The sequence below is a fragment of the Streptomyces sp. NPDC045955 genome (assembly GCF_056430805.1).
In genome coordinates this window covers 559,337-575,653 of record NZ_JBWKKY010000002.1, presented here as the reverse complement: position 1 = coordinate 575,653, position 16,317 = coordinate 559,337, and the positions used below count along the sequence as shown (strand labels likewise).

17 protein-coding genes and 1 pseudogene are annotated in these 16,317 nt (G+C 66.2%); 5 read left to right on the top strand and 13 right to left on the bottom strand.

Annotation, left to right across the window (positions count from 1 at the left end; all coding sequences use genetic code 11):
* Window positions 1-17: 17 nt before the first annotated feature.
* A pseudogene (locus AC07F0_RS06075) lies at window positions 18-429 on the top strand (hypothetical protein).
* A gap of 664 nt (window positions 430-1,093) precedes the next feature.
* On the opposite strand, the gene AC07F0_RS06070 reads toward AC07F0_RS06075, so the two are convergent.
* From AC07F0_RS06070 to AC07F0_RS06035, 8 genes are all read right to left on the bottom strand, one after another.
* Complete coding sequence (locus AC07F0_RS06070) at window positions 1,094-2,053, bottom strand: hypothetical protein (RefSeq protein ID WP_478974806.1); 960 nt, start codon at window positions 2,051-2,053, stop codon at window positions 1,094-1,096.
* 29 nt (window positions 2,054-2,082) lie between these two features.
* Window positions 2,083-3,105 (bottom strand): glycosyltransferase, encoded by a 1,023-nt coding sequence (locus AC07F0_RS06065; RefSeq protein WP_478974803.1) that lies wholly within the window; start codon window positions 3,103-3,105, stop codon window positions 2,083-2,085.
* Window positions 3,105-4,397 carry a serine--tRNA ligase gene (serS, locus tag AC07F0_RS06060; protein WP_478974801.1) on the bottom strand — a complete coding sequence of 431 codons (1,293 nt, stop codon included), beginning with the start codon at window positions 4,395-4,397 and terminating at the stop codon, window positions 3,105-3,107. The genes AC07F0_RS06065 and serS overlap by 1 nt, the downstream gene beginning before the upstream one ends.
* Window positions 4,390-5,106: a histidine phosphatase family protein gene (locus AC07F0_RS06055; RefSeq protein WP_478974798.1), complete on the bottom strand. Its 717-nt coding sequence runs from the start codon at window positions 5,104-5,106 to the stop codon at window positions 4,390-4,392. The genes serS and AC07F0_RS06055 overlap by 8 nt, the downstream gene beginning before the upstream one ends.
* Window positions 5,103-6,029 carry an aminoglycoside phosphotransferase family protein gene (locus AC07F0_RS06050; protein ID WP_478974795.1) on the bottom strand — a complete coding sequence of 309 codons (927 nt, stop codon included), beginning with the start codon at window positions 6,027-6,029 and terminating at the stop codon, window positions 5,103-5,105. The genes AC07F0_RS06055 and AC07F0_RS06050 overlap by 4 nt, the downstream gene beginning before the upstream one ends.
* Entirely contained in the window at window positions 6,029-7,279 is a 1,251-nt protein-coding gene (locus AC07F0_RS06045; RefSeq protein ID WP_478974792.1) for a methionine adenosyltransferase, read from the bottom strand. Before AC07F0_RS06045 ends, AC07F0_RS06050 begins: the two co-directional genes overlap by 1 nt.
* A 78-nt stretch (window positions 7,280-7,357) precedes the next feature.
* Window positions 7,358-8,125: a phosphotransferase gene (locus AC07F0_RS06040; protein WP_478974998.1), complete on the bottom strand. Its 768-nt coding sequence runs from the start codon at window positions 8,123-8,125 to the stop codon at window positions 7,358-7,360.
* Window positions 8,126-8,313: 188 nt separating this feature from the next.
* Window positions 8,314-8,511, bottom strand: a complete 198-nt coding sequence (locus tag AC07F0_RS06035; protein WP_260824699.1) for a hypothetical protein — start codon at window positions 8,509-8,511, stop codon at window positions 8,314-8,316.
* A 212-nt stretch (window positions 8,512-8,723) separates the two neighbouring features.
* Here AC07F0_RS06035 and AC07F0_RS06030 point away from each other — a divergent pair, with 212 nt between their 5' ends.
* Both AC07F0_RS06030 and AC07F0_RS06025 read left to right on the top strand, forming a co-directional pair.
* The gene (locus tag AC07F0_RS06030; RefSeq protein WP_356617301.1) at window positions 8,724-9,764 is read left to right on the top strand and encodes an AAA family ATPase; all 1,041 of its coding nucleotides are present in this window, start codon (window positions 8,724-8,726) and stop codon (window positions 9,762-9,764) included.
* Window positions 9,761-10,321 (top strand): P-loop NTPase family protein, encoded by a 561-nt coding sequence (locus tag AC07F0_RS06025; RefSeq protein ID WP_478974789.1) that lies wholly within the window; start codon window positions 9,761-9,763, stop codon window positions 10,319-10,321. Before AC07F0_RS06030 ends, AC07F0_RS06025 begins: the two co-directional genes overlap by 4 nt.
* A 37-nt stretch (window positions 10,322-10,358) precedes the next feature.
* Here AC07F0_RS06025 and AC07F0_RS06020 read toward each other — a convergent pair whose 3' ends face one another.
* From AC07F0_RS06020 to AC07F0_RS06005, 4 genes are all read right to left on the bottom strand, one after another.
* On the bottom strand, window positions 10,359-11,216 hold the full coding sequence (locus tag AC07F0_RS06020; protein ID WP_478974786.1) for an NAD(P)-dependent oxidoreductase: 858 nt from the start codon (window positions 11,214-11,216) through the stop codon (window positions 10,359-10,361).
* Window positions 11,213-11,887 carry an HAD family hydrolase gene (locus AC07F0_RS06015; RefSeq protein WP_478974783.1) on the bottom strand — a complete coding sequence of 225 codons (675 nt, stop codon included), beginning with the start codon at window positions 11,885-11,887 and terminating at the stop codon, window positions 11,213-11,215. The genes AC07F0_RS06020 and AC07F0_RS06015 overlap by 4 nt, the downstream gene beginning before the upstream one ends.
* A gap of 136 nt (window positions 11,888-12,023) precedes the next feature.
* Window positions 12,024-12,674, bottom strand: a complete 651-nt coding sequence (locus AC07F0_RS06010) for an Eco29kI family restriction endonuclease (RefSeq protein ID WP_478974780.1) — start codon at window positions 12,672-12,674, stop codon at window positions 12,024-12,026.
* A gap of 78 nt (window positions 12,675-12,752) precedes the next feature.
* Window positions 12,753-13,592 carry an Eco29kI family restriction endonuclease gene (locus tag AC07F0_RS06005; RefSeq protein WP_478974777.1) on the bottom strand — a complete coding sequence of 280 codons (840 nt, stop codon included), beginning with the start codon at window positions 13,590-13,592 and terminating at the stop codon, window positions 12,753-12,755.
* Between the two features lie 118 nt (window positions 13,593-13,710).
* Between AC07F0_RS06005 and AC07F0_RS06000 the strand changes: the two genes are divergently transcribed.
* Both AC07F0_RS06000 and AC07F0_RS05995 read left to right on the top strand, forming a co-directional pair.
* On the top strand, window positions 13,711-15,063 hold the full coding sequence (locus tag AC07F0_RS06000; protein WP_461080208.1) for a DNA cytosine methyltransferase: 1,353 nt from the start codon (window positions 13,711-13,713) through the stop codon (window positions 15,061-15,063).
* Window positions 15,064-15,067: 4 nt separating this feature from the next.
* Window positions 15,068-15,877, top strand: a complete 810-nt coding sequence (locus AC07F0_RS05995) for a very short patch repair endonuclease (RefSeq protein WP_478974774.1) — start codon at window positions 15,068-15,070, stop codon at window positions 15,875-15,877.
* Here AC07F0_RS05995 and AC07F0_RS05990 read toward each other — a convergent pair.
* Window positions 15,846-16,034, bottom strand: coding sequence for an AbrB/MazE/SpoVT family DNA-binding domain-containing protein (locus AC07F0_RS05990; RefSeq protein WP_478974771.1), 189 nt, complete (start codon window positions 16,032-16,034; stop codon window positions 15,846-15,848). The genes AC07F0_RS05995 and AC07F0_RS05990 overlap by 32 nt on opposite strands.
* Window positions 16,035-16,317 lie beyond the last annotated feature (283 nt).

The following is a 16,317-nucleotide window of genomic DNA, read 5'->3' as shown; positions in this document are numbered from 1 at the left end:
GGCGCCGCGGAGGCTTCTTGGGATCATCTCGGCATGCCCCGACCCTTCCCCGCACCGTCCGAGCCGTCGACACCGCTCAGCTCCTGGACCTGGCCCAGGAGGCCGCCATGCACGGCTTCAGCCAGCGGCTCCCGGTCGACTGGCTTCGAGAGCACCTCGCCGCAGATGCGACGCACTACCTGTTCCCGACACTCGTGCAGTGGCTCACGCACCGGCCCGAGACGCCGCTGCAGCGGAGGTGCCAGCAACTGCTGACCGTCAGCACCGGCGAACAGATCTGGGGTCTCCTCAACGTTCTTCCCGACACCTTCGACAAGATCCCGGAGACCTTGGGACACGGCGTCCAAGAAGGACCTCCTCAGCCGCATCGAGCGAGCAGTGAAGGTGCATGAGTGGGTGGAACGGATGGTTGCCGATGCAGATTCGTGACGCCCTGGACAGTGGTGGAGGCGGCTGGACAGCTCGAGCAAATGACACCGCTCTGAGACAGCCGCCTGCCGACATGTCGTGAGACTGAGGGGGGAACGTCCAGGTCGCAGGGTCGGCACATGACGTCGAAAGTGAGAACCTACAGAGTGATCTTGACCGTTTACCAGGTGCGTTTGATCGCCGTGTTTCCGTTCTCCGGGTCTGCCACCGCCGGCCATGCGCGTTGGCTACCGTCCCCTAATGAAGTCACAGGTCGCCGAAACCACTGAAGCTTGTACCTGCCCCGCGAAGGACAGCGTCTGTCAGGACTGCAGAGGCGAAGGTTGGGTGACGCCGCTGCCTGAAGACGGGCGTCGGCGAGACGCCACTGGCCGCTGCACTTCGTGCGCTGGGCGGGGAGGCCACCGCCTGCCACACGAACCGACGTGCCCTGTGATGCAGAAGCATCCTGGGCTTGAATACTTCGCACCGCAGCTCATCAGTGACTCGGGCGACATCACGTTCTTCAGTACCGGCAACGCACTCGCTCGACCAGAGGTACGGCAGCGTCTCGCGCAGATTCTGTTCGGGCCGCGTCCCTGACGACCGGAGCCGCGCCGTGAGCAGAGTCCTCGGACAACTGGTCAAGATCACTTGTCAGCGAGGAGAACTGACACCGGGCGCCCTACAGGCGCATCTCTTCTTCGATAGCCCGAGCGATCTCTGGCCACGGTGCGCGCAGGACGCCGAAGATCGACCAGTAACCGTACATGTGCCGTACCAGGGCCCCGACGCCAAGGCGTGCGGCGTCTCGGTCGATGGTGCCTATGACCCGCCGGGTGATTCCTCCCGCTCCTCGGGCGGCTGGGGTGATCCCGTGCCCGAGGAGGAGCGTGCCGGTTCGGATGGCATCCAGTGTGGTCGGTGGCGCAGCTCCAGAAAAACTGCCGTAGATCAGTTGGTGCCAGGGCTCTTGGGTGCGGGCCCAGGCCAGGCGTTCCAGGCCGCTGCCGAGGTCTACGGCCATGCGGTCTGGGCGTTCGGTGTTCCGCAGAAGGACGATGTCGCCGAGGGTGCGGTCCAGATGGCGGAAGCGCAGCGTGATTCCCTCGACCTGTCGCCGCCGCCACGAGGCCAGCTTGCCGTTGATGCTCAGGTGCCTTGCGTGGAAGCCGAGTTGGGAGAGGACCGTCAGCCAGCCGTCAAGGACGGCGCCGTACTCGTCCAGGCCACCTATGGGTTGGACCCGGGAAACGTTGACGAAGGAGGTCAGGAATCCGTCCTTCAAGTGGCCGGTGGCATCGCGCTCGCCTGTGAAGCGGACGACTGGCTGGGGAAGGAACCCGCTTCGGTACGTGCGGAGTTGGCCGTCCTTGAGGAGTGGGTCGAGTGCTTGGATGGCGGAGATGGTCAGTTCGGTCTCCCGCCCCCAACGGAGGGGAAGGCAGGCATCACGTGCGACCCCAGCCCGGGCGAAGCCGGTCTCCAGGGAGTCGAGTAGGTCCCTCCAAGAGGGTGGTTTGCGTGGTGGCCTGTAGGGGGTACCGCGGTTCGGGTGGCGGACCTCGATGTGATGGTCGTCGCCCGTGAACTCCCAATGAGGGCCTAACGCGGTGCGCATAGCGACCGGTATCTGCTTGGCCAAGATGTCTCCGGCCGTGCTTTTCGCGCGGGTCAGCACGGCCGCGTTGCCATCGCCTTGAAGTGGCGTGCCGGGTCGAAGCGCCGCATCCCGATGTCTTGGACCCAGCGGTGGTCGAGACCTTCCGCCTGCGCGATTGCGTCGGCGAGCCTCCGTGCCGCCGTCTCATCGTCTTCCCGCGGGTCGACGACGGCGATCGCGCCCGTCTCGTCACACAGGGCGGCCTGGGCGCATGTCCCAACCCGCCAGGTCAGAGCGGCCATGGGAGTGCCGGCGCGGAGGGATTCACCGAAGACGGCGGCCCCGGCTTCCACGTACGCACGGGCGTACGTGTAGACGAAGACGGACGCTTCGGCGATCGCGGCGGTCTTGTCGGGGCCGCCGAGTTCCCCGATCCACTTCACGTGGTCGGCCATGAGGAGCCGCTCGTGCCGGCGTACGTACTCCTCGTCGAAGACGGGACCGACGATCCGGATGCGACGGCCAAGGATCTGCGCCGCCCGCACCGCGATGTGCGGGGCCTTGTCCTCGTCGACCCGGCCGAGCCAGACGAGGTCGGTACCAGCGATGGCGGGAGGCTCCTCCTCGCGGAGGCCCAGGTGAACGGCGAGTTCGGGGATCGGCCAGTGGTCAACGTACCGCTCGATCATCTCGGGCGAGTAGCAGTAGAGCCGCAACCGCTGGCCATCGAAGGCCGTGGCGGTGTGTTGGAAGACCGGCGAGTGCTGGAACGTGGCGACGTCGCAGTCCAGCTCGCGCCACGTACGGGTCCAAGCCGGAAGCGACGGGTACTCGTGGCCCACGACCAGGAGGTCGTACCCGCTGTCGCGTAGCTCGCGCTCGGCGAGCGTTCCGGGGGTGACGTCCTCCAGGCGGACCGGCTTGCGGACCCAGTCTTCTTCCAGGTCCGTGAGCCAGCCCGGCCCAAGGAGGTGTACGTCGGCGCCTGCGGCTCGGGCGCCTGTGGCGACCGCCCACAGCCATCGTTCGATTCCGCCGTAGCCGGCGGGTGGAAAGGCGTAGCTACCAGGGAAGTCGCAGACGCCGACAAGCACTATGCCTCCGGTGTTCCGTCCGCCGAGATCCGGCGGAAGCCGAGGTACGGGACGAGGGATTCGGGCAGGAGGATGGAACCGTCCTGCTGCTGGCACTGCTCAAGGAGAGCGGCCAGGGTGCGGCCGATGGGCAGGCCGGAGCCGTTGAGGGTGGCGACGAGCTTGGGCTTGCCGTCCTCGCCACGAGTCCGGATGTTCGCCCGGCGAGCCTGGAAGGTGCCGAAGTTGGAGACCGAGGAGATCTCGCGGTACGTGTTCTGGCTCGGGATCCAGACTTCGATGTCGTAGGTGAGCTGGGCGGAGAAGCCCGTGTCGCCGGCGGCCAGCTTGATGACGCGGTAGGCGAGGCCGAGTTCCTTCAGGCACGCCTCGGCGTGTCCGATCATTTTCTCCAGCTCGGCGTCGGCGTCCGCAGGGTCGACGATGCGGACGATCTCGACCTTGGCGAACTGATGCTGGCGGATCAGGCCGCGGGTGTCGCGGCCGTACGAGCCGGCCTCGGACCGGAAGCACGGGGTGTGCGCGGTGAGTGCGAGCGGCAGCTCGGCCGGGGGGATGATCTCGTTGGCGTAGAGGTTGGTCAGCGGTACCTCGGCCGTCGGGATGAGGAACAGCTCGCGGTCGGCGACGCCGGTCTTGAACAGGTCTTCCTCGAACTTCGGGAGCTGGCCGGTGCCGGTCATGGTCTTGCGGCTGACCAGGTAGGGGACCGCGTACTCGACGTAGCCGTGCCGCCGGGTGTGGAGGTCGAGGAAGAGCGTGGCCAGGGCGCGCTCCAGGGCGGCACCAGCCCCGCAGGAGACCGCGAAGCGCGGGCCGGACAGCTTCGTGGCCTTGCCGAAGTCGAGGATGCCGGTGGCCTCGCCGAGGTCGACGTGGTCCTTCGGCTCGAACGGGAACGCGGGGGGCGTGCCGACGCGCCGGATCTCCACGGCGAACTCCTCGGAGTCGCCGTCGGGGGCCGAGTCGTCCGGCAGATTCGGGATGCTCAGGAGCAGGTCGCGAAGCTGGGCCTCGATCTGCTCCTGGCCGGCCTCGATCTCGCGGATCTGGTCCTTCAGCTCGCGGGCGCGCTCCTTGAGCTTGGTGATGTCGCCGCCCTGCTTGGCCGTCTGCTGGACCTCGCTCGCCACTCGCTTGGACTCTGCCCGCATCTCGTCGGCCGAGCGGATGTTCTGGTTGCGCCGAGAGTAGAGGGACTCAAGCTCGGACAGGTCCAGGGTGTAGCCGCGACGAGCGAGCCGACGAACCGCTTCGGCACCCATGTCGATCAGGGCGCGGGCATCATGCATGAGGAAGATCCTTCTGATCTTGCGAGTGGGATGGGGATGCGGAATCGACGGTAGCAACCGCCGAGTTGTTCCCGTTCCGGAATATCCCACTGTCGCCGCTATCGGCGGCAAGGCGCTCAGCGCCGCCTTCGAGATCGTTCGTCAGTGTCCTGATGAATTCCGGCAGCTCCTCGTCAGGGATGGCGATGGGCTCGACGTACGGTGCCTCGGGGAAGAACAGGGGCATGGCCTGGTCGGGAGTCCGGGCGCTGTGCCACAGGAGTACGGAGAGCAGTAGGCCGTGGGCCACGAGGACGCGAGGGCCGGGGTGGTCCAGAGATGCGAGGACCCCCGTGAGCATCCTGCGGATGCCCTCGCTCTGCGATTCGGCACTGCCAGGCGGTCGCTCGTCGGCGCTGTGTCCGTCGAGCCATGCGGCGTATTCGAGGAACGGGCCCCCTTCGAAGTCCCCGTAGTCGAGTTCGTTCAGCCGCGCATCGATGATCAGTTCCGGTCCGGGAACCCCCATCAGCAGGTTCGCAGTCTGCTCGGTGCGGGGGAATTCGCTGGCCACCCACGTTCTCACGCTGTGGAGGGGCAAGGTGCTCCATCCCCTGGTCAACGCCTGTCGGCCGTCCTCGTTCAGGTGGATGGGTTTGGCCGGGTCGCCGTTGACGAGATACCGCCGGCTGTAGTCGGTCGGCCCGTGGCGGAGGACGTAAGTCGTCATGGTCGGGTCCCTGGGGTTGGCGCCGACAGCCACGCGAGGACGTCGGCCATCCGTGGCACGCGTGGATCGGCGGTTTCGAGGTAGTAGAGGAGACCGTCCAGTGCCAGGGCTCGGCACCACGGTGCGAGCACGGGGACGGAGATGCGGGCGATCCGGGCGGCTGTGGCCAGGCGAGTGTCCGTGCCGTGCCCAAGGTCGTAGTACACGGTCCAGAAGGCCCAGTCGAAGACGGCGTCACCGACCATCGGAAGGGGATCGATGAACCGCGGGTGCCCCAGCCAGTCGAACAGCACGTTTTCGCGGTAGAGGTCCGCGTGCAGGACCGTCGCGCGGCCGTCGTCCTCCTCCAAGGTCATGAGTTCGGGGAGCATCGCGTTGGCGAGGTCGCACCACGGGCCAAGAACGACCGACTCCAATCTGCGCCAGATCCGGGGGCGAATCTCCTGGTGCAGGTATGTGGCCAGGAGCGGCATTTCACGCTGTCGGCAACGGAGACGGCCGAAAGCGTGGAGGCCCTGAAGGGCGGCGGCCACCGTTTGCAGCTCCCGTGGTGGCCGCTCGCCGCCGCCCGGCTGGCCATTGACCATCTCCAGGGCCGCCACGGCGAGGTCGTCCGCCACCTCGACAACGTCCGCCGTGGGTCCGCCCGCCCAGAGGCGCAGGGCGGTCACCTCGTTGTGGAACCGTGCGGGGTCGGCCCATGCCTTGAGGAGCAGCGGACGCCCGTCGAGGGTGTCGGCCGTGGCGATCACGGAGGCGTGTCCGGCGTCGTGGTACCCGCCGAGCGTGAGCTTCCAGCGCTCCGCCGCCTGATCCAGCAGAGCCGGCACAGCGTCGAGCCACCCGGAGACCTCGGTGCCATAGTGGGTGATCAGGCGCCGCCGACACTCCGGGGAGACCTCTCCAAGCGTCCGCTTCACCATCAGCTCAGCACGATCCCGTCGGAGACCAGCTCGTCGGTGAGGGCGGGAAACTCTCCCAGCGCCTCCTCCACCAGGGCCTGCACCTTGTCCACCTCAGCGTCCGGAGACGACAGGCGGACGAGGACACGCCACGGCTGGTCGAGCCGCTGCCCCGTAGCACTCACCAAGTGGACCTCGGCGTGCTCCCCGGTCGCCTCGTGCAGCCGCTCGGCGAGCCGTCGCGCGGCGATGTTGTAGAGCTTGCCCACGTGATACACGGGGTTCTTGCCGTTGGCGCCTTCCAGGTTCATCGGCCGCAGCGGCGTGATGAGCCCGTTGACCCGGTTGCCGCGGCCGACGACACCTTCGTCGCCGGACTCGATCGAGCTGCCGGTGTAGGTCAGGTACAGCTCGTCCTTCTCCGGTACGTCGCGCGCATTGAGTCGGAACCGCGCCTCCGCACCAGCGAGCCGGAGGCCCGCGAGCCTGTGGCACTCGGCGAGCACGCTCTCCGCGTTGAGCACGTACTCGGCCCGGCTGGCGACGAACCGCGACTTCTGCGGGACGCAGAGCACGACGTCAGCCTGCTCCCCATCCCAGTAGCCCATGAGCTTGACGTCCGACCCGCACCAGGCGTGGGTACGGGTGAACTCGCTGTCCCCAGAGAAGTGGTTCACCAGCTCGCGGACGAACGACTCGAAGCTGTTCTCCGGTGCCCAGCCCGTACCCAGTGAGGTGTCGTTGGACAGCCGCACCCGCCGCTCACGCAGGTCCTCGATCGACCGCGGATTGAACCAACGTGTCCGGTCGGGCACCTCGTCGCCGGTGAGAACGGCACCCGGGCTCGAATTGCTGGTGATGTTGAAGACGATGTCGAGATAGTTCGAGACCTCGGGGAGCCGCTCGGCGAAGAACGCCCGCACCTCGGCCTCCACGATCTCCTCGACGGGAATCCGCTCCCCGCCGCACATGGGCGCGGCACGGCCATTGACGAGCACCCTGACCGGGGAGGTCATCCGGCCGGCGCCGTACCGGACCTCGCTCGCGCCGCCGAGGAGGGCGAGCTTGTCGAAGTTGTGGTGCAGCACGGCACCGAAGCGTTGAACGGTGTGGTGGCTGTAGGCGCGGGAAAGCCGCTCGGCGAGGTGGTCGGCCAGGGTGTCCGGGTGACCGAGGCCCTTCCGCTCGACGATGGTCGTCGCGTCCGGTCTGGCCATGGCCGTGTCGATGACGAGGTGGCTGTTGCCGATGATCGTGCTGGTACGAGGCATGACGAACTCCCGTTGGGCGTGGACGAAAGGTGGATGAGTGCAGGCGTCGAGGCGCCTGGTCGAGCAGTGAGCGAGGAGTCAGCGCGGGACACCGGCGGCACGCACGGCCGAGACAGCCCGAGCCAGCGACGCGTACGCGGCTGGGGCATGGTCCTCAGCGGCAAGCCGGTGGACATCGCGGGCCGAGATGAGGTCGATGTCCTCAGGGCGACGGCGATCAAGCCAGAGCAGCAGGCGCCAGGCCAGAACAGGGCCGCAGAACGGCAGGCGGATCATGAGATCGATCGGGACACGGCCGGGCTTCACGCCCGCGTACAGCAGGTCACGCACGAGGTGGAACACCACGTCGGCGTAGTCGACGACGGCGGGCCCGCGGGCACTGGCCTCCCAGTCGACGACGCTCAGCCGATGGCCATCGACCAACAGGTGCTCAGGCTTGAGATCACCGTGAAGGTAGACGACGGGATGCGATTGAAGAGGCTGGAGTGACGCTGCCAAGTCCTCCCACCACGGTCGTGGTCGGCAGCGCGGAGAGAGCTGGTTGAGCAGGAAGTGGTCCTGGAGCACAGGGCATCCACCTTCACCGGTCCACCCCGAACCTGGTGTGAGCCCGGGCGTAGGCCGGTGAAGCCTCTCCGTCAGATCAAGGACGTGACCGATGTACTCCTCGACCGCCTCGCCCGAACGGACGCTGCATGGCACCCCTGGCAGCACACGGAACACCGACCACGACTCAGCGTCGCACCTGCCCGTGGCCAGGACTTCTGATACGGACAGACCCGAGTGAGCCGCACGCCGGACCGTGTCTGCTTCCCGGCGCCGCCGGCCCTCGGGGTCGATCCCCACGTAGACCTTCAGCAGAGAACCGCCGTCGGCTGCCCGCTGCGTCCTGGAGTACGGCTTGACGGTCGCACAGCCGAAGGGGCCGTACCGGAGCTCGGCCGTCCGTAACGTCACGTCGCCCACGGGCACAGGTCGCCTCCTGTCAGGGGAGTCATTCCAACGGTCGGACGAGTGCGAATCCGCCGGCGCGCTCACAGCCTCAGCCCCGACAGCAGGTTCGCGACCGAAGCCGTGACGTCCTTCACGAACGGGCCGACGTTGCGGGTCCCAGCGAGGTAGAGGCCGAAGACCGCACACACCAAGGCGTGACCCGCCTTGAGCCCACCTCCTCGGCACAAGAAGACGATCACGATGCCGAGGAGCAGCAGGACAGCGACATCGACAGCCACCGCGGAGCCCCTTCCGACCTCGTACGGACACTGGAGACCGAGGCGGACTCTGCGGTGACCGCGTCGGTGTGACCATGACAGCGGCTCGGAGCTGTGCGGAGTATCACAAGCTGTTGCCGAAGCTGCTCATCAGCAGCTCATGGCCGGTTGGTCTGACTTTTCAACATCCGCTTACACACGGGTTCATGACAGGCAGACTTAGGCTCCGGATCATGACCAGGGATGGGCAGGCGGTAGGAGCGGTGGGGAAGAGTCGCCCGGGGTGGCGCCCGGACAAGCTGAGGCAGCAACGCGAAGCCCACGGCCTGACGCTCGAAGGCGCGGGTGAACAGCTGCGCGAGGTGGCCCGGGCAGCCGGCCTCACGGTCCCGGCCGCCAACTTCCAGACGCTGTGGCAGCACGAGCAGGGTGAGGTCTATCCCGGACCGCACTATCGCCGCGCCTACTGCCTGCTGTACCGCGCGACCGAGCCTGAGCTCGGCTTTCGCAATGCCCTACCCGACGAGGCCCGGAAGCTCAAGTTCACCGCGTCGAGCGAACCGCACAACGGCGCCCACGTGCTGGCAGTGGAGCGCGCCTTGCTCCAACTCGCCCCCGGTACCGAGGACACCGACGGACAGGGCGTACAGCAGCGAATCCTCGACGCCTGGAAGCGCCGCCACACCGGCGGCGACCCGAACAAGCCGACTCTGATGATGGTCGGCGGCTACGCTGGCAGCGGGAAATCGGAATTCGCCCGCTTCATATCCCAGCTCACCGGCTGGCCCGTCCTCGACAAGGACCCGATCACGCGCCCCCTCGTCGAGCGACTCCTAGTGGAGATGGGCAGCGACCCGAATGACCGGCACACCGACCTCTACCGGGAGAAGGTCCGCCCGCTGGAGTACCAGTGCCTGCTGGAGACCGCGTACGCGAACATCGACTGCGCGATCAGCACCGTACTCTCCGCCCCGTTCATCGCCGAAGCCACAGATGCCCGGTGGATGCGCCGCCTGATCAACCGCTGCGAAGCACGCGGGGTCACCGTCGTTGTCGTCTGGATCCAGTGCGACATCGAGACGATGCACGAATACATCAGCTTCCGATCCGCAGCCCGGGACAGCTGGAAACTCCAGAACTGGGACACCTACGCCGCGGGTATAGATCTCGAACTGCGACCCGTCGTACCGCACTTGGTTGTCGACAACCGGCTCGGAGCCGCGATCTCGCTCACGGACCAGGTGCGCCAGGTCTTCGGGACGGTGTTCCAATGAGGCAGGGCATTCTGCTGTACGGACCGCCGGCAGCAGGCAAGGACACGATCACAGACGTACTCCGTGAACTCGATGCGCGATACGTGCCGTTCAGCCGCCTGAAGATCGGGACAGGGAAGACCAAAGGCTACCGAATGGGCACACCGGGGCAACTGGCCGACCTGGAGGCACGTGGCGACGTCATCTACCGCAACGAGCGGTACGGCAACATCTACGTCGTCGACCGCCCCGGCCTCGACCAGGTCATGGAGGGGGAAAGGATCCCCATCGTCCACCTGGGGCAGATGGTGGGGATGGAGCAGGTGACCACCCGCTTCCCGGCAAACTGGGTACGCGTTCTGCTGTGGTGCTCCAGAGAGACCACCGCCCGACGCTCGCCACAACGGGGCGACACCGACACGGCGGCTCGGCTGGCCGCGTGGGACGTCACCGAGTCCGATCTTGCGGCTCATCCGCAGGCTCAGTGGGAGCTGCGCGTGGACACGGATACGACGGCTCCCCTTGAGGCAGCGAAGAGGATCGACGACATCGTCCGCGCCACGTCGCATCGAGCCTGACAGCCAGGACGCCAGCGACTCAGCGGATGCGATCTGCTCAACTCGGCCCGTCCAGGTCCCTCTCAACGCGCAGGGCCTCCAGTGCCTCGGCGACATCAAGCCGCTCGTCCCTCTTGCCATCCCACCGGGCAAGCGTTGAGGCAGCGGCGTGCAGCAGGGAATCCGGCAGGCCGGCGTCTGCGAGCAGAGCCGCTGCGTCCTCAAGCTCCGGGCCCCAACGCCAGGCGCGGGCTGCAGTCTTGGGGATGTAGTCGGTTTCCAGAAGGTAGCTTCGGGTGCGCTTGGCCGCGATCACCAGCAGCTCGTCCGCTACTCCGTACGATTCGGCTGCTCCGTACGCCACAGCGGCGAGGACGCGGGAGACCTTCTGGTAACTGGAGTACGCGAGCTTGAGCGCCGACGCTTGGCCGATGCTGTCGCCCAGCACGTGGGTCCGCACATCGGTTCTCGCGAAGAGCTCGACGATCCGGTCGGCCTGCTTACTAGGGCCGGAGAGGTAGAGCGTGGGAGTCTTTCCGCCCACTGGAGGCGATCCGACCACTGCGGCATCGATGACCGGCATGGGGGCTAGGCGGTCGGCGATGCGCTGGACGCGCGGCGGCGCGACGGCGTTCGCTTCGACATAGATCCTGCTCGTGTCGAGCATGCCCTGCTGGGCCACCTGGGCGGCAACGTCCTCCGCAGCGGCCGGCGGGCAGAGGGTGAGCAGCACATCGGAGCGGGAGACGAGCTCGGGCAACGTCGCGGGTTCGACGCCCGCCTGCTCGGCCCGGTGGCGGGTTGCGTTGCTGCGCCCATCGGGACACCACAGGACCGTATGGCCTCCGGCGCGCAGCTGGGCGCCGAAGGCACATCCCATGCTGCCGGGGTGCAGCAGTCCAATGGTGTACGTCATGCCCTGGTCCCTACGCGGTTTACGGGGTGTAGAAGCAGGTGGTCGATGGCGGCGCGTGCGTCCGGCACTGTGTGGTCGGGCCCGGGGTCGTCCAGCGGCCAGGAGCGGCCGTTGCTGACCCAGATGGTGCGCAGACCCGCGGAGCGTCCGCCGTCGATGTCGTTGACTGGGTTGTCGCCGACCATCCAGCCGCCGTCGCCCAGGACAGCGCCGCAGCGGGCCGCAGCCAGGGCGAAGTGCTGGCGCTGCGGTTTGCGGGCGTCAGCCTCCTCGGAGACGAAGACGCCGTCTACACGTTCGGCAACACCAGTTGCCCGCAGCTTGGCGCGCTGGATGTCCGACGCACCGTTGGTCGCCACCCCGACCCGCCAGCCGACCGCACGCAGTTCGTCCAAGCCGTCGAGAGTCTCGGCGGGGCACGACACCATGGCCGCGATGTCGGCGCAGTACGCTCGCCACAACTCCGCAGCTGACATGGGTAGCCGGTACCGGATGCGGATCGCGTCAAAGGTGGATGGATATGCTCGCTCAGCCACCCTGCTCAGGACATACTCCCTCTCCTCATCCCCCAGGTCGTGGCGGGCGGTGAACTCAGCCGCCCAGTCGGCGAGCGTGCCTCGCCGGTCCACGAGTGTGTTGTCGAGGTCGAAGAGAACCAGGAGGCGCTGCACATCCCGCACCCTAATGCGAGAGCGACAGCGCTATGAGCAACCCTGGCCTTCGGGCAGCGAACGGCCTGCCCGCGTGAGGTGCAGGCGCCGGTCATCCTGGCTCATCCAGCTCGGTGACACCCGGCGGCCGTCGAGTTCACGCAAGGTCCAGGCATGTCTCGGTGGCGGGGTGCGGCCACGGCAGTTCGTCGTAGTCGCTCACCTGCTGCGCGATGTGGGCCTCGACCTCCACGACCAGCTTGTAAACGTCGTGGACGATGCCACCGTGAGTACGCCGACGTCCGTCATGCACCGTGTCCCACTTACTCTTTTTGCTCTGGCGGGTCGTCGCCCCCTGCTCTTTGCTACCGAAGCCCTTGAGCTTGCTGTTCCAGACCGGCGTGTATCCAACGCGCAGCGCGTTCTCTCCCAGATCGGCGTGCACGTCAGGCAACAGGAGAGCCCGGAACCGGAACTCGGCGATCGGCAGCCCACCCTCCATGATCGACAGACGGTGTTGCTTGAGCCTGCTATGGAGGGGGTACCGCTCCCGAACCCTCTCCCCGGTAGCGCTGTTACTGGAAAGCGCCTGCCCCGCGTAGACGGGGATTTGAAGGCCGGCAAGCGGGAGGTACAGGTCTACGCTCGAACCGCGGTAGTACAGGGCGTAGAGCCCGGAGCCCTCGAACCTCGGGATCTCGTGCGTCATGGAGACCAGAGGTTGCCGCTCGAAGGTCTCACAGATGGTGATCGCGATCTGCTCGGTCGACAGAGGGTCGAACCTCGCGGGGGTGTACTCGGCGGGCATGGCTTCCTGATCCTTGATCGACCCACCCTGGGAGATGTCTACCGGGGGAGGGCCTATGTAGGCTACTGCGGTTTCCGGTCACTCATCGGCGTCAAAAAGATCATCCTGGGTGATCTCCTCGAGCGACGCCTCGGGCTCGCTCTCGACCACCTCGCCAGACCGGTAGTACCGCCAGGCACTCTTGTACTCGTTCGGGGAGTCCGAGTACATGATCACGTACCCCATGAGGGCAGTGATCTGCCACTTCTCTGGAAGCGTCGCGGAGACCATACGGAACGCCTGGTCAGCGGAGAGGCCAGTCTGCGGCACTGTCAAGAAGGTCGCCTTGGAGCGCGGCGGTTCGAGGTACCGGAAGTTGTAAGGCAGCCCGTTCTTGAGCGCCTTAAGGAAGGAACTCAACGCGATCTGCCCAGGTTCCAAACCCTCGACGGGACGATCCAGGTCAATCGGATATAGAACGTCGAAGTGGTTCTTCTTCAGGACCGTGCTGTCACGCTGGCGCCCCGGGTCCTTATTGCCGAACCCGTTGTTGTTCCACGGTATGTTGCCCATTTCCTTGTGGTGGCTTATGAGCAACTGCTCGGGCGCCAGGGCGGAGAAGTCCTCATCGACGTACAGGCAGGAGAAGGTGACGTCGCGGAGGTCGACGTTACGCCGACCCGAGAGCTTCCGTAGGTGGTTAGCCAGTCGACCGGGCAGGGACTTGTCAGCCTTGCCTACGTAGACGAACTCACCGTGCAGGTAGAGCTGGTATACGCCGGGCCGCTCATCGAGACTGGCGAGGTACTGATCGGCGAGCGGGGCCCGACCGAGGTGCTTCAACGCCTTGGCCAGTTGATCGCCAAGGGCCTTGGTGATGCTCAGTCGGAAGTCATCGTGATAGGTGCCACGGCCGTCCGACCTGGCCGCCTGCGTCATGCTCTTGAGCCCCTTCTGCCGCGTTGATCACTGAGAACCCTATGGTCTTGGTCACTTACGAGCGACTCGTTCGAGTGAAAAGCCGCCGTGATCACTAACTCCGCGGTATGGTTTCCCCATGGTTGACCTGCCTGAAGAACCGAAGAAGCCTCGGACCAGCGTCGAACTGTTCGCGGGTGGAGGCGGCCTTGCCATGGCGGTCCACCAAGCGGGCTTCCGCCCACTCCTGTTCAACGAGTTCAACAACCGAGCCTGCGAGACGCTCATCGCGAGCGCGCGGAAGACCCTCGGCGTCGACGGCTTGGAACTCACCGAGGACAAGAACCCCAAGCCGCCGCAGCCGGGGCAGCCCGCCCCCCTCTACCCGGGAGACGTGCGCGACCTAGACCTGAGCGCCTTCCAGGGCGAGGTCGACGTCCTCGCCGGAGGCCCTCCATGCCAGCCGTTCAGTGCTGGCGGGGTCGCCAAGGGCGATGAGGACAAGCGCAATATGTTCCCCGCCATGTTCAAGGCCGTGCGGGAGATGCGACCGAAGGCGGTTATCTGCGAAAACGTCCGCGGGCTCCTGCGGCCGTCGTTCGCCGAGTACTTCCAATACATCCAGAACGAACTGTGCCTTCCGTTTGAGAAGCGCGTGGATGAGGTCAAGTGGCAGGACCACAACGCCCACCTAACGCGCATCCTCGACCAACTATCCGATGAGGACAGTGACCCGGATCACTACAAGGTCGTGGTGGTGCCGGTCAACGCCGCCAAGTACGGCGTCCCACAGGTACGTAACCGGGTCATGATCGTGGCCTTCCGGGCAGACCTCGGCGTGGATGTCGATGCCTTCGAGAAGTACGTCAAGACGGAAAGGTTCTCTGAGGCGGCTCTATTCCGGTCCATGCGCGACGAAGACGGCCCCTACTGGAAGCGCCACCCAGACGTGGAGGACCATGTTCGCGACCGAGTGCGCGCACGCCTCCCCAAGGTGATCAAGGAGGATGACTGCCAACCGTGGCGCACATTGCGTGACGCCATCCAGGGCTACGGCACAGACGTGGAACTTCCGGCGCTGCCACCTGTCGACCTGGATCGCCTCCACGAGAAGCCCGACTTCGGCCGAGAGATCGATGTCGTAGGTCACATTGGATGGCCTGGGGCCCGAATCTATAAGGGTCACACACCAAACGAACTAGACCGTCCCGCGAAGACGGTCAAGGCCGGCGTTCACGGCGTGCCGGGCGGCGAGTCCGTGATGCTGCTCGACGACCGCATCCCCGACACCTCGTCGCCGGATGGCTGGAAATACTTGCACCGCTACATGACCGTGCGCGAGACGGCTCGAGTGATGACGTTCCCAGACGAGTGGCACGGCTCAGGCCCCCGCGGCGAACAGATGCGGCAACTGGGCAACGCGGTTCCGGTCGTCCTTGGCGAGTTCTTCGCGAAGGCCGTCGCCGACGCCCTGGCCGCAGCGGGACACTAGATTCATGCCGCAGACAGGGGTCGGAGGGCACTGGAAGGACAGGCTGCCCCCGGAGCGTGCGTACAAGCGTCGAGCTGGCGCAGCCGCGCCAGCAATCGAACAGGACCGCGCCGCCGGCGGTCGCAATCGGCGCAATGTCGACCTGGGCGACGGGCGCCTCGCACGCGCCTCGATCACCCTCCGCTTGTACCGGAGCACACGGCGCATTCGCGCCTATCTACGCTGGTCAAAGGACGGCAAGACCGAGGAGAGGTACGTCTGCGAGGTCGAGTCCGATTCACGCAAAGAGAATCTAGCTGAGGCATGGCGGCAAGCGCGGGCGAAGGGGCTCCTAGCAGAAGAACAGCTGCCTCCCGAGTCAACCGCGTCGTCGCTCGACGTGCGGGCCTCGATGCGTGGCAACCGCGGCAAGGACACCAAGCCGGAACTACTACTCCGCAGCCTGCTCTATCGCCGCGGCATGCGTTACCGGGTCGACATCCGGCCAATCGCTGATGTCCGGCGCAGGGCCGACCTCGTCTTCCCAGGCGCCCGCATCGCGGTGTTCATGGACGGCTGCTTCTGGCATGGCTGCCCGGACCACTACCGGCCCGCCGTGAAGAACGCGGACTTCTGGCGGGAGAAGATCAACAGCAACAAGGCAAGGGACGCTGAGACCAACGAGACGCTGGCGGCGGCCGGATGGACAGTCATCCGCGTATGGGAGCACGACGACCCGGCCCGAGCAGCAGCTCAAATCGAGAACGCCGTCCGGCGAAAGCGTGGCTCAGCGCACCTCGTCGCTACAGCAGACGCCCACTCATCAGGTCACTGACAGCGTCATCCAAACGGCGAAGGACGATTCTGCCATCCCCGTCACTGTAAGCCAGCAATGTCTCACCCGGGTTAATCCCAGCCTCGGCCAAGATGCTCATGGGCAGGGCAACCGTGCCGTCGGCGCCGACGGTGACTTCGGATGGGCTTTGAATCATCACCCCAGTCTTTCATGTATGGAGAGGGAGAGGGCCGGACGCAAAGGGGTGCAGCGATGGTGAGGCAGTTGTTTAGCCGTGTGGTGTGAGTCGACGCGGGCACGACATCTGGCTACGGAGTCCGCCGAGACGTGGGCACGGGGCCAGTGAGGCGAGCGACCGTTGCTGGCCGGCGACGACCAAGCGACTTCTGGCAGGTCAAGATCGCCGCACCCTGATCCGGGACGTCGAGATGGATCGGATCCTCGCTGACAGCGCTGAGAAGTCGTGCGGCTCTGGGAGC

Excerpts from the sequence above, each read along its gene's own strand:
- AC07F0_RS05990 (WP_478974771.1), bottom strand. The coding sequence starts at position 16,034 with ATGATTCAAAGCCCATCCGAAGTCACCGTCGGCGCCGACGGCACGGTT.
- AC07F0_RS06055 (WP_478974798.1), bottom strand. The coding sequence starts at position 5,106 with ATGACGACTTACGTCCTCCGCCACGGGCCGACCGACTACAGCCGGCGG.
- serS (WP_478974801.1), bottom strand. The coding sequence starts at position 4,397 with ATGCATGATGCCCGCGCCCTGATCGACATGGGTGCCGAAGCGGTTCGT.
- AC07F0_RS06045 (WP_478974792.1), bottom strand. The coding sequence starts at position 7,279 with ATGCCTCGTACCAGCACGATCATCGGCAACAGCCACCTCGTCATCGAC.
- AC07F0_RS06030 (WP_356617301.1), top strand. The coding sequence starts at position 8,724 with ATGACCAGGGATGGGCAGGCGGTAGGAGCGGTGGGGAAGAGTCGCCCG.
- AC07F0_RS06025 (WP_478974789.1), top strand. The coding sequence starts at position 9,761 with ATGAGGCAGGGCATTCTGCTGTACGGACCGCCGGCAGCAGGCAAGGAC.
- AC07F0_RS06020 (WP_478974786.1), bottom strand. The coding sequence starts at position 11,216 with ATGACGTACACCATTGGACTGCTGCACCCCGGCAGCATGGGATGTGCC.
- AC07F0_RS05995 (WP_478974774.1), top strand. The coding sequence starts at position 15,068 with ATGCCGCAGACAGGGGTCGGAGGGCACTGGAAGGACAGGCTGCCCCCG.
- AC07F0_RS06005 (WP_478974777.1), bottom strand. The coding sequence starts at position 13,592 with ATGACGCAGGCGGCCAGGTCGGACGGCCGTGGCACCTATCACGATGAC.
- AC07F0_RS06010 (WP_478974780.1), bottom strand. The coding sequence starts at position 12,674 with ATGCCCGCCGAGTACACCCCCGCGAGGTTCGACCCTCTGTCGACCGAG.
- AC07F0_RS06000 (WP_461080208.1), top strand. The coding sequence starts at position 13,711 with ATGGTTGACCTGCCTGAAGAACCGAAGAAGCCTCGGACCAGCGTCGAA.
- AC07F0_RS06050 (WP_478974795.1), bottom strand. The coding sequence starts at position 6,029 with ATGGTGAAGCGGACGCTTGGAGAGGTCTCCCCGGAGTGTCGGCGGCGC.